Source organism: Pseudomonas corni (assembly GCF_057128765.1).
Map to the genome: position 1 here is coordinate 47,046 of NZ_JBSKHW010000001.1, position 12,752 is coordinate 59,797.

The following is a 12,752-nucleotide window of genomic DNA, read 5'->3' on the forward strand; positions in this document are numbered from 1 at the left end:
TCAGACCTCGACCCAGCGGCGCAACAAGTTGTGATAGGTGCCGGTGAGTTGGATCAAGGACGGATGATCGGGCACGTCGCGGGTCAGTTGCTGGATCGCGTTATCCATCTCGAACAGCAGCGCGCGCTGGCTGTCCTCGCGCACCAGGCTCTGCGTCCAGAAGAAGGAAGCAAACCGGGCACCCCGCGTGACCGCGTTGACCTTGTGCAGACTGGTGGCGGGGTAAAGCAGCAAATCTCCGGCCGGCAGTTTGATGGCGCGGGTGCCGAAGGTGTCCTGGATTTCCAGCTCGCCGCCGTCGTAGTCATCCGGGTCACTGAAAAACAGCGTGGACGACAGATCGGTGCGCACACGTTCAACGCTGCTTTTGGACTGGCGAACGGCGTTATCGATGTGAAAATCAAAGCTGCCCCCAGCCGTGTAACAGTTCAGTAACGGAGGAAAAATCTTGTGTGGCAGCGCAGCTGACATGAACAGCGGGTTCTTCCATAGCCGTTCCAGCATCGCCGCGCCGATCTCCACCGCCAACGGGTGGCCCTCAGGCAACTGCAGGTTGTGCTTGGCTTTGGCCGATTGAAAGCCCGCTGTCAGCTTGCCGTCTGCCCAGTCCGTTTGCTCCAGCGCGTGGCGGATACGCACCACTTCCTCACGGGAAAACAGGCCGGGGATATGTAGGAGCATGAGATGTGGCCTGTAGGAAGCGGGATGTAGCGAATGGTAGTGATTCTTATTGGCTGTGTAAAACGGCGCAGCGGGCATAACCGGATGAAAGTGAAAAATATGTGATAGGGAAATGTAAAGAATGTAAATTTGTCGCGAATAACAATCTTTCGCAATTGTTACGAATACCTGTTTACCCTATATTCCGCCGCCTCAACTCCTTGGGGAAGGAATTCAATTATGTCGCGCCCAACACAATCATCCGCCCAATCACAGCGCTCCATCGCTTCCGCGGTAGGTGTGGCCATTGCTGCGATGTCTGCTGGCCATCTGGCGCAGGCTGCTGAAAGCAGCGACGACAAATCGATCAATCTGGGCGCTACCAGCATCACTGGCGAACAAGCTGAAACCAGCTACAAGACCGACGACTCTTCGTCCGAGAAGTACACCGCGCCGCTGCGCGAAACGCCGAAAAGCGTGACCGTCATACCGCAACAAGTGATTCGCGACACCGCCGCCACCAGTCTGGCCGATGCGCTGCGCACCACGCCGGGCATTACCTTTGGTGCGGGCGAGGGCGGTAATCCAAACGCTGACCGTCCCATCATTCGCGGTTTCAACGCCGAAAGTGACGTGTTCATCGATGGCATGCGCGATGTTGCCGCGCAAAGCCGCGAGATCTTCAACGTCGAATCCGTCGAAGTCAGCAAAGGCCCAGGCTCGGCGTTCACGGGCGCTGGCTCCACTGGCGGCAGCCTTAACCTGATCACCAAGGGCGCTCATCTGGGTGACGCTTATAGCGGCGGCTACACCTTCGGTTCCGACCAGACCCAGCGCTATACCCTGGACGTCAACCAGCAGATGACCGACACCTCGGCAGTGCGTCTGAACCTGATGAAGCACGACTCCAATGTCGCCGGTCGTAACGATGTCGACAACAGCCGTTGGGGCTTCGCGCCGTCCTTTGCCTTCGGCCTGGGCACGGACACTCGGGTGAAAGTCGATTACTACCACCTGAAAACCGACGATATGCCGGACTACGGTATCCCGCTGACCAGCACTACCGGACGCAGCAAGTACATCGTCGACAAGCCGGCCCACGTTAACGAAAACAATTTCTACGGCCTGACCGATCGCGATTACCGCAAGAGCGTTAACGACAGCGGCACGTTCCGGATCGAGCACGACCTGAACGACAACCTGACGCTGTCCAACAGCTTCCGCATGTCGCGTTCGACCCTGGATTACGTCGTCACCAACCCGGATGACAGCCGTGGCAACGTGGCTAATGGTCTTGTGTCGCGCTCGGCCAAGAGCCGCAACTCCACCTCCAGCGGCTTCGTCAACCAGACCGACCTGACCGCCAAGTTCAACACGGCCTTCATTGAGCACAGTCTGGTGACCGGGATCGAGTTCTCCTATCAAGACACTCACAACCGTGGCTACAACGTGCTTAGCGCAACCGGCGGCGCCATCGGTTCGGTCTGTAATGCGGCATTGCTGCGCTCTGGCGATTGCACCAGCCTTTACAACCCGTCGCCGAAAGACCCATGGAACGGCACCATCACCGACAGCCTGGCTTACACCGACACGGACACCAAAACCAGCGCCGCGTACGTGTTCGACACCCTGAAGTTCAACGAGCAATGGTCCCTGAACCTGGGCCTGCGCTATGACGATTACGACGTACGTTCCAGCGGTTACAGCACCGGTGGCCGTGGTGCGGTGGCCGGAGACTTCGACCGCCAGAACACCAGCCAGCTGTGGAACTACCAGGTTGGCCTGGTCTACAAGCCACTGCCAAACGGCAGCATCTACGCGGCCTGGTCGACGTCCAGCAACCCATCGGGTGAAACCAGCGGTAACGGCGGTCTGGAGATCGCCGCCAACAACAGCGATCTCGATCCGGAAAAGAACCGCAACTACGAGTTGGGCACCAAGTGGGACTTCTTCAACGACGACCTGTCGCTGACTGCTGCGCTGTTCCGCACCGAAAAGACCAATGCGCGCATCAACGACCCGGACAACACCACGTTCCAGGTGCTTGATGGCGAGCAGCGTGTGGACGGTTTCGAGTTCACCTACACCGGCAAGATCACCAGCAAGTGGAAGGTCTACGGCGGCTACACCTACATGGAAAGCGAGATCGTCAAAGCCACCAGCAAGGCCGACGAAGGCAATCACATGCCAAGCACGCCGCGCAACAGCTTCAACTTCTGGTCCACGTATGACCTGATGCCCAAGCTGACCGTGGGTGGCGGCGCCACCTTCGTCGATTCGCGTTTCGGCAACGAAGCCAACTCGGTGGAAGTGCCGTCGTACTGGCGCTATGACGCGATGGCGACTTACGCGCTGACCAAGAATGTTGACCTGCAATTGAACGTGCAAAACCTGACCGACAAACGTTATTACGATCAGGTGTTCACCACCCATTACGCACACATGGCCGCAGGCCGTACCGCGCTGATGAGTGCCAGTTTCCACTTCTAAACAGCGGAAACCGCAAAGCCCTGCTTGCCGATGGTGAGTGGGGCTTTTGTGTGAGCGGGGGTGTGTGGAGATCATGTGTAGGAGCGCGCTTGCCCGCGATAGGGCGGTACATCCGAAGGATGTGTGTCGCCTGGCAGATTTTTCGCGGGCAAGCGCGCTCCTACAGGTTCTGCGTTGCTGCCGCGTTTATCTGTAGGAGCGAATTCATTCGCGAATCGGTGGAACAGGCGCTGGATGTGTGGCGCCGATACGGGCGTCTCGCTAACAAGTTCGCTCCTACAAATCCGGGTTCGCATCCGTGCCTGTAGGAGCGAATTCATTCGCGAGCAGTTAGTACGGTATCCAGAACGATACACAGATGAGAATCCTTTCCGTTCAGCGCATACTTCGCGCGCAACGGTTATTGAGGTGGTCGAGGGTGTTGAAGAAAGTCCTGTTTCAAGTTCACTGGTTCTTTGGCATCACAGCGGGGCTGGTCCTGGCGCTGATGGGCATCACCGGGGCGTTGTATTCGTTCGAAGACGAAATCCTCGACGCGATCAACCCCACGGCGCTGTTCGTGCAGCCGCTTGACGCTCAACTGCCACCGGTCGAACTGGTGCGCAAGATCGAAGCGCAAGCCAATGACACCGTCGCCATGCTGCGCATCGAGGTCGACGGCGACAAAGCCGCCCAGGTCTGGTTCAAGCCCGCGCCGGGCGAGCGTCGCGGGCCAATGCGCAATTTCGACCCCTACACTGGTGAACTGAAACCCGACGCGACGGGGCAGGAGGTTTTCGGCTTCATCCTGCAACTGCACCGCTTTCTGGCGGCGGGGGAATACGGCAAGCAAGTGACGGCCGCCTGCACCCTGATCCTGGTGTTCTTCTGCCTCTCGGGTCTTTATCTGCGCTGGCCGCGCAAGGCGCTCAACTGGCGCGTCTGGCTCACGCTGGACTGGGCGAAGAAGGGACGCAGTTTCAATTGGGACCTGCACTCGGTATTTGGCACTTGGTGCCTGGTGGTTTACCTGCTACTGGCGACTACCGGTCTGATGTGGTCCTACGACTGGTTCAGCAACGGCATGACCAAACTTATCGGCGATGCACCCACAGCGGGAGAACAGCGCCGTGGCGAAGGCGGTGGGCGAGGTCGCCCCGGTGGCCAACCGACGCCTGATGCTGCGCCGCTGGTTGTGGATTATGTAGCGATTTGGAACACCATCCAGAAAACTGCCGGACCCGGGCTCAAGGCGTACAACCTGCGCCTGCCACCCGCAGCTGGGCAGCCCGGCCAGGTTTTCTACCTGCTCAAAGATGCGCCGCACCCTCGTGCGCTGAACCAGATCACCCTCGATCCCGCCACCGGCCAACTCAAGTCGGTCTCACGCTACAACGAAAAAGGCCTCGGTTCGCAGCTGCTCGTCAGCAATTACGCCCTGCACACCGGCAGCTATTTCGGCCTGATCGGGCGCATCGTGATCACTGTCGCTGCGCTGCTGATGCCCCTGTTCTTCATCACCGGTTGGTTACTCTATCTGGATCGCCGTCGCAAGAAGCGCGAAGTGCGCAATGCCCGCGGCGGTGTTTTGCTGGTCGATGGGAACGAGACGAGCCCTGCGTGGTTGATCGGCTTTGCCAGCCAGAGTGGTTTTGCCGAACAGCTGGCATGGCAAACCGCCGGGCAGTTGCAGTCTGCGGGAATGCCGGTGAAGGTGCAGCGCCTTGGCGACATCACCGAGCAAGACCTCAACAGCAGCCACAACGCACTGTTTGTCGTCAGCACATTTGGCGACGGCGAAGCGCCAGACAGCGCTCGAGGTTTTGAGCGCAAAGTGCTTGGCAAACCGCTCTCGTTGAGCAACTTGAACTACGCCGTCCTGGCCCTTGGCGACCGGCAATATCAAGACTTCTGCGGTTTCGCCCTGCGTTTGCACGGCTGGCTGGCCTCCCGTGGCGGCAGCACGCTGTTTGCTCCTGTGGAAGTGGACAGCGGCGACAGTGCTGCCCTGCATCAGTGGCAACAGCAATTGGGGCAACTGACCGGCAGCGTGCCACTCACCACTTGGCAGGCTCCGGCGTTTGGTAGCTGGACCTTGACCAGACGTGAATGGCTCAACCCGGGCAGTGCCGGTTCCAAGGTGTTTCTGCTGGGCCTGACTCCACCCGACGCTTCTGGCTGGGAGGCGGGTGATCTGGTGGAAATCTTGCCGCGCAACAGCGGCGCTGCGGTTAATCAATTCCTCACCGGCATGGGCATCCCGTCGGACACCCAAGTTTCCGTCGATGGCTTGCAGGAAACCCTGAGCCAAGCCTTGGCATCGCGCCAGTTACCACCGAGCCGTGGACATTTGGTCGGCCTGCATGCCCAGGCATTGGTTGATGCATTGGTCCCGCTGGCAATGCGCGAGTACTCAATCGCCTCGATCCCTGAGGATCACTCGCTAGAACTCATTGTCCGTCAGGAGTTACATCCCGATGGATCGCTCGGATTAGGGTCGGGATGGTTGACGGAGCATGCGGCGCAGGGCGATTTGATCAGCGTCAAGGTGCGTCGCAACAGTAGTTTTCATCTGCCAGCCGACCCGGTGCCGTTGATTCTGATCGGCAACGGCACCGGGCTTGCGGGGTTGCGCAGCCTGCTCAAGGCTCGTATCGCTCAGGGTCAACAGCGTAATTGGCTGTTGTTTGGCGAGCGCAATCTGGCCCATGACTTCCACTGCGGTGCAGAGCTGCAAGGCTGGTTGATGACGGGCGATGTCGAACGCATGGATCTGGCGTTTTCGCGGGATCAGGCCGAGAAAGTCTACGTTCAGGATCGGCTGCGTGAAGCGGCGGATGAGCTGCATCGCTGGCTGGACGACGGTGCGGCGATTTACATCTGCGGCAGTCTGGAAGGTATGGCTGCGGGGGTGGACGAGGTATTGAAGGCGCTGCTGGGCAAGGATGGCGTTGAAGCGTTGATCGAGCAGGGGCGTTATCGGCGGGATGTTTATTGACTAAAGCGCACCACGCTTCTGGCCGGAGGCCGTAGGAGTCCAGCTTGCTGACGATTGGCTGCGAAGCAGTCATGCACCTAACGATGAAACATTGGGTGGATATCCATTATCTCGGGTGTTGCTGATATCGGTAGAGCTAGTGCGGGTGACACGGTCTCTGTAGGAGCATTCGGAGGTTACGACGGGCGCGATGCGGTGTGTCGGGTGTACTGGGATTGTGTGTATATCCGTTATCTTGGGTGCTGCTGATGTTGGTTGCGCCCTTACGGCGCGTCACTTTTGCCAAACGCCGCAAAAGTAACCAAAAGGTCTCGCTCCCGTGTCCGGCCCTCCTTCGTCGGGTTCCCTCGCTCCGGCATTGCTCCGGGGACACGCCGCCATCGGCCATCCATGGCCGGGGGCGGCTAGCGCGGCATCCATGCCGCGCTGTCCCCTACGCAACGCCTGCGCTCGGCCTTCCAAAGTCGCACTTTGTGGCGCTTACAAAATCTCGGCACGACACAGAACCTGTAGGAGCGAATTCATTCACGAGAGGCCTGTGGGGTTGTGACAAAGCCCAGCACAACGCCCCAAAGCAGAAAAACAAATGCTTTTGCTCTTCTTCCACGTCAGCCCAAACACCGCAAAACGCGACCTGGGTGCAGGCCGAACGCAGGTGCCCACGGAGCGTCGCCGGAGTGAGGGAACCCGACGCAGGAGGGCCAAACCGGGAGCAAAGCGTTTTTGGTTACTTTTGGCTGGGCCGGCTTCCGGGCGTTTTTGCCAAAAGTGACCCGCTGTAAAAGCGGAACCAATACGAGCAGCACCCGAGATAACGGATATACACACAATCCCAGTACACCCGACCCACCGCATCGCAGCCTCCCGCTGGTCGTCAGCTCCTACAGGGAATCGCGTGATCGGCAAACAACCAGCCACAAAAAAAGCCGTTGCACGAGCGCGCAACGGCCTTTGATCAAAACACCGCAGCGCGGCTCATATCACGCCACAAACTGCTCCGCGTAATGACAAGCAACCTGACGGTTGTCGACTTCACGCAGCGCTGGTTCTTCATTCACGCAACGCTCCGTCGCATACGGACAGCGCTTGTGGAAAGCACAGCCGCTTGGCGGATTCAGCGGGTTAGGCAGTTCGCCGATGATCTTGATCTTCGGCTTCAGCGGGTCCGGGTGAATCGTCGGGGTCGCCGACAACAGCGCCTGGGTGTACGGATGCAGAGGACGCGCGTAAATATCCTCTTTCGGGCCCATCTCCGCAGGGCGACCCAGATACATCACCAACACCGTATCGGCCACATGACGCACCACCGACAGGTTGTGCGAAATGAACACGTAGGCCGTGTTGAATTCCTGCTGCAGATCCATGAACAGGTTCAGCACCTGCGCCTGAATCGACACGTCCAGTGCGGAAGTCGGTTCGTCCGCCACCAGCACTTTGGGTTGCAGCATCATCGCCCGGGCCAGCGCGATACGCTGGCGCTGACCGCCAGAGAACATGTGTGGGTAACGCTGATAATGCTCAGGGCGCAGGCCGACCTGTTTCATCATCGCTTGCACTTTCTCACGACGTTCAGCCGCCGACAGGTTGGTGTTGATCAACAGCGGTTCCCCGAGCTGATCACCGACTTTCTGCCGCGGATTGAGCGAAGCGTAAGGGCTCTGGAACACCATCTGCACGTCTTTGCGCAGCTGTTTGCGTTGATCCTTGGTGGCGCCAGTCACTTCCTGGCCGGCGATTTTCAATGAGCCGGAGGAAGGTTCTTCAATCAGCGTCAGCGCGCGGGCCAGGGTGGATTTACCGCAGCCTGATTCACCGACCACAGCCAATGTCTTGCCAGCTTCCAGCTCAAACGACACGCCATTGAGTGCACGCACGATGGCGTGCGGCTTGAACAGGCCACGGGAGACTTCGTAGTGACGGGTAAGGTCGCGGGCGGTAAGAACGACGCTCATTACGCCACCTCCTGATTCAGCGGATAGAAGCAGCGCGCCAGGCTATGGGCTTTTGGGTCCAGGGCTGGGCGTTGCTGATGGCATTTTTCCTGAACGTACGGGCAGCGCGGCGACAGCAGGCAACCCACCGGACGGTCGTAACGACCGGGCACGATACCCGGCAGCGTCGCCAGTCGCGCAGCGCCCATGCTGTGCTCCGGAATCGCCGCCAGCAGTGCTTCGCTGTACGGGTGCGCCGGGACGTCGAACAGGCCAGGCACCTGACCGACTTCCACCGCTTGCCCTGCGTACATCACGCACACGCGTTGGGCGGTTTCGGCCACGACCGCGAGGTCGTGAGTGATCAGCACCAGGCCCATGTTCTGTTCTTTTTGCAGCGCCAGCAGCAGGTCCATGATCTGCGCCTGAATCGTCACGTCGAGTGCCGTGGTAGGTTCGTCGGCGATCAGCAGTTTTGGCTCACCGGCAATCGCCATGGCAATCGCCACCCGCTGGCTCATACCGCCGGACAACTGATGCGGATAGGCGTCCAGACGCTGAGCCGCGCCCGGAATTTCCACTTTCTCAAGCAGCTCCAGTGCGCGTTGGCGAGCAGCCTTGCCCGACATGCCCAAGTGGGCGCGCAGCACTTCTTCGATCTGAAAACCTACGGTGTAGCTGGGGTTCAGCGCGGTCATCGGGTCTTGGAAGACCATCGCCAAGTCTTTGCCGACCACTTGACGACGCTGGCGCGAGCTGAGCTTGAGCATGTCCTTGCCGTCGAAGATCAGCGAATCGGCGGTGACGATGCCGGGGGAGTCGATCAGTCCCATCAGCGCCATCATGGTCACGGATTTACCCGAGCCCGATTCGCCGACGATGGCCAGCACTTCGCCCTTGTCGCAGCTTAGGTCCAGACCGTCGACAACCGGTGTAGCCTTGGCGTCGCCGAAGCGCACGTTGAGGTTCTTGATTTCTAAAAGAGACATTCGGACGTCCTCAGGCGGCGTTCTTGAGTTTCGGGTCCAGCGCATCGCGCAGACCGTCGCCCATCAGGTTGATTGCCAGCACGCTGAGCAAAATGGTCAGACCGGGAAGGCTCACGACCCACCAGGCACGTTCGATGTAGTCACGGGCCGAAGCGAGCATGGTGCCCCACTCAGGCGTCGGCGGCTGTACACCCAGACCCAGAAAGCCCAGCGCAGCGGCGTCGAGGATTGCCGAGGAGAAACTCAACGTGGCCTGCACGATCAGCGGCGCCATGCAGTTAGGCAGCACGGTGACGAACATCAGTCGCGGCAGGGTGGCGCCAGCCAGGCGTGCGGCAGTCACGTAGTCGCGGTTCAGTTCGCCCATTACCGCAGCACGGGTCAGACGCACGTAGGACGGCAGCGAGACGATGGCGATGGCGATTACGGTGTTGATCAGGCCAGGGCCGAGGATCGCGACGATGGCAACAGCCAGCAGCAGCGACGGCAGGGCAAGCATGATGTCCATCAGGCGCATGATGGTCGGGCCGAGAATCTTCGGGAAGAAACCGGCGATCAGGCCCATGAAGATGCCCGGAATCAGCGACATCACCACCGACGACAGACCGATCAGCAACGACAGGCGCGAGCCCTGGATCAGGCGCGACAGCAGATCGCGACCCAGTTCGTCAGTGCCCAACAGGAACTGCCATTGGCCGCCTTCGAGCCAGACCGGCGGGGTCAGCAGGAAATCACGGTATTGCTCGCTCGGGTCATGGGGGGCAACCCACGGCGCGAACAGTGCGCAAAAAACAATCAGCAGCATGAACAGAAGGCCGGCAACAGCCCCCTTGTTCTTGGAGAACGCTTGCCAGAATTCTTTGTACGGGGACGGGTAGAGCAGGCTTTGATCGACTGCTACTACAGGAGTAGGTGTGCTCATTAAAGTCATCTCAGCCGTGGTGACGAATGCGTGGGTTGGCAAATCCGTAAAGGATGTCCACCAGGAAGTTGACCAGGATCACCAGGCAGGCGATCAACAGGATTCCGTTCTGCACCACAGGGTAGTCACGGGCACCGATGGCTTCGATCAGCCACTTGCCGATGCCAGGCCAGGAAAAGATCGTTTCGGTCAGTACCGCGCCCGCCAGCAATGTGCCGACTTGCAGGCCGAATACGGTCAGTACCGGGATCAGTGCGTTGCGCAGGCCGTGCACGAACACCACGCGGGCAGGGGACAGGCCTTTGGCGCGGGCGGTACGCACGTAATCTTCGCGCAACACTTCCAGCATCGAGGAGCGGGTCATCCGGGCGATAACGGCCAGCGGGATGGTGCCCAGCACGATGGCCGGCAGAATAAGGTGATGCAGTGCGTCGAGGAACGAGCCTTCTTCATCGCTGAGCAAGGTATCGATCAGCATGAAGCCGGTTTTGGGCGGGATGTCATACAGCAGGTCAATCCGTCCGGAGACTGGCGTCCAGCCCAGAGACACCGAGAAAAACATGATCAGGATCAGGCCCCACCAGAAGATTGGCATCGAGTACCCCGCAAGCGAAATACCCATGACCCCATGGTCGAACAGGGACCCTCGTTTGAGGGCTGCGATCACCCCGGCCAGAAGCCCGAGAATGCCCGCGAAGATCAACGCCGCAATCGACAGTTCCAGGGTGGCCGGGAACAGCGAAGTGAATTCGGTCCACACGCTCTCACGCGTACGCAGCGATTCGCCGAGGTCGCCATGGGCGAGCTTGCCGACGTAGTCGATGTATTGCGCATAAAGGGGTTTGTTCAGGCCAAGACGTTCCATGGCTTGGGCGTGCATTTCCGGATCGACCCGGCGCTCACCCATCATGACTTCGACCGGGTCACCAGGAATCAGGCGAATCAGGGCGAACGTCAGCAAGGTAATGCCGAAGAAGGTGGGTATGAGTAACCCCACTCGGCGGGCGATAAAACTAAACATCGTGTCGTGTACCTCATCAGCCGGTTAGGCGTGTACCGGCGGGGCCCCTGATTTGGAGCCCGCCAGATTCTTCTTCTACTTCACTTGGGTAGTAGCGAAGTTATTAGTGGTGAGAGGGCTGATGTGATAGCCCTCTACGTTCTTGCGCATTGCAGTGAACATCTTGGTGTGGGCCATGCTGATCCACGGCTGGTCTTCATTGAAGATGACTTGAGCCTGTTCGTAGAGCGCCGCACGTTCGGCCGGGTCGGTTTTTTCCCGAGCCTGATCGATCAGCGTCTGAAACTTCTGATTGCACCAGCGCGCGTAGTTTTCGCCGTTTTTGGCGGCCTCGCAACTGAGCATTGGGGTCAGGAAGTTATCAGGGTCGCCATTGTCACCTGCCCAGCCAGCCGAGACCATGTCGTGTTCGCCGTTTTTGGCGCGTTTGAGCATTTCGCCCCATTCCATGACGCGAATATCTAACTTAATGCCGACTTTCGCTAAATCGGCTTGCATCATTTGTGCCCCCATCGTCGGGTTAGGGTTGGTCGCGCCTCCACCGTTGCGGGTGAACAGAGTCAAAACCGTCCCCTCAGGCACACCGGCTTCCTTGAGCAAAGCACGGGCCTTGTCCAAATCATGGGCCGGGTTTTTCAGCTGATTGTTGTAACCCAGCAGCGTAGGCGGGTACGGGTTGACTGCGACGCTGGCGTTGCCTTTGCCAAACAGAGCGTTGACGTAGGCTTCTTTGTCGAAGGCGATGTCGATGGCTTTGCGCACGCGCACATCGCTCATGTATTTGTGCGTGGTGTTCAGCGCGACGTAGGCGGTGGTCATGGCCTGCAGTTCATCGATCTTCAGGCTTGGGTCTTTCTTGATGTTGGGGATGTCGTCAGGCTTTGGATAAAGCGCGATCTGACACTCGTTGGCCTTGAGCTTTTGCAGGCGCACGTTGCTGTCGGTGGCGATCGCCAGAATCAGGGCGTCGGCTGGCGGCTTGCCACGGAAGTAATCCGGGTTGGCCTTGAAGCGCACCTGGGCGTCTTTGGCGTAACGCACGAACACGAACGGGCCGGTACCGATCGGGTGGTTGTTGAGCTCTTCGGTCTTGCCTGCCTTGAGCAACTGATCGCCATATTCAGCGGAGTAGATCGAGGCGAAAGCCATGGCCACGTCGGCCAGGAACGGCGCTTCACGGCGAGTCAGGGAGAATTTGATCGTGCTGTCGTCGACTTTCTCGACGCTTTTGAGCAGCTCTTTAAAACCCATGCTTTCGAAGTATGGGAAACCGACGGTCGATTGTTTGTGCCACGGATGGTTCGGGTCCAACTGGCGCTGGAAGCTCCAGACGACATCGTCAGCATTCATGTTGCGCGTCGGTTTGAAATAGTCGGTGGTGTGGAACTTGACGTCTTTGCGCAGGTGGAACGTGTAGGTCAGACCGTCGTCGCTGATTTCCCAGGACTCAGCCAGTGCCGGTTCGATCTCAGTGGTGCCAGGTTTGAAGTCCACCAGGCGGTTGAAAATGGTTTCCGCCGCGGCATCGGCAGTGACGGCGGTGGTGTAGAGCGCCGTGTCGAACCCTTCCGGGCTGGCTTCGGTGCAGACCACCAGAGGTTTGGCTGAAACGCCGACTGCCACACTGAACAAGGCCAGTGCGACTGCGTTGCGTAACGTTGCGAGCTTAAATTTCGATTTCATGAAAACGCCCTCCGCATGTATGAAGCCATAAAGTGATCAGGTGGCGAGCCCGTTGGCCTGACTCGCCGCCCAACCGCAG

The 12,752-nt window shown here is 59.2% G+C and carries 8 protein-coding genes; 2 read left to right on the forward strand and 6 right to left on the reverse strand.

Annotated features, from left to right (window positions below):
* Complete coding sequence (locus ACWKV9_RS00180; protein WP_483834085.1) at positions 1-681, reverse strand: Fe2+-dependent dioxygenase; 681 nt, start codon at positions 679-681, stop codon at positions 1-3.
* Positions 682-900: 219 nt separating this feature from the next.
* Between ACWKV9_RS00180 and ACWKV9_RS00185 the strand changes: the two genes are divergently transcribed.
* Positions 901-3,150: a TonB-dependent receptor gene (locus ACWKV9_RS00185; protein ID WP_483834086.1), complete on the forward strand. Its 2,250-nt coding sequence runs from the start codon at positions 901-903 to the stop codon at positions 3,148-3,150.
* Between the two features lie 421 nt (positions 3,151-3,571).
* The gene (locus ACWKV9_RS00190) at positions 3,572-6,127 is read left to right on the forward strand and encodes a PepSY domain-containing protein (RefSeq protein ID WP_483834704.1); all 2,556 of its coding nucleotides are present in this window, start codon (positions 3,572-3,574) and stop codon (positions 6,125-6,127) included.
* 980 nt (positions 6,128-7,107) lie between these two features.
* Here ACWKV9_RS00190 and ACWKV9_RS00195 read toward each other — a convergent pair.
* The 5 genes from ACWKV9_RS00195 to ACWKV9_RS00215 all read right to left on the reverse strand — a co-directional run bounded on the left by ACWKV9_RS00195 (position 7,108) and on the right by ACWKV9_RS00215 (position 12,673).
* The gene (locus ACWKV9_RS00195) at positions 7,108-8,079 is read right to left on the reverse strand and encodes a peptide ABC transporter ATP-binding protein (protein WP_483834087.1); all 972 of its coding nucleotides are present in this window, start codon (positions 8,077-8,079) and stop codon (positions 7,108-7,110) included.
* On the reverse strand, positions 8,079-9,047 hold the full coding sequence (locus tag ACWKV9_RS00200) for an ABC transporter ATP-binding protein (protein ID WP_483834088.1): 969 nt from the start codon (positions 9,045-9,047) through the stop codon (positions 8,079-8,081). The genes ACWKV9_RS00195 and ACWKV9_RS00200 overlap by 1 nt, the downstream gene beginning before the upstream one ends.
* A gap of 10 nt (positions 9,048-9,057) precedes the next feature.
* The gene (locus ACWKV9_RS00205) at positions 9,058-9,969 is read right to left on the reverse strand and encodes an ABC transporter permease subunit (protein WP_483834089.1); all 912 of its coding nucleotides are present in this window, start codon (positions 9,967-9,969) and stop codon (positions 9,058-9,060) included.
* A 10-nt stretch (positions 9,970-9,979) separates the two neighbouring features.
* Positions 9,980-10,990 carry an ABC transporter permease subunit gene (locus ACWKV9_RS00210; RefSeq protein ID WP_483834090.1) on the reverse strand — a complete coding sequence of 337 codons (1,011 nt, stop codon included), beginning with the start codon at positions 10,988-10,990 and terminating at the stop codon, positions 9,980-9,982.
* A 75-nt stretch (positions 10,991-11,065) separates the two neighbouring features.
* The gene (locus ACWKV9_RS00215; protein WP_483834091.1) at positions 11,066-12,673 is read right to left on the reverse strand and encodes an ABC transporter substrate-binding protein; all 1,608 of its coding nucleotides are present in this window, start codon (positions 12,671-12,673) and stop codon (positions 11,066-11,068) included.
* Positions 12,674-12,752: the final 79 nt, after the last annotated feature.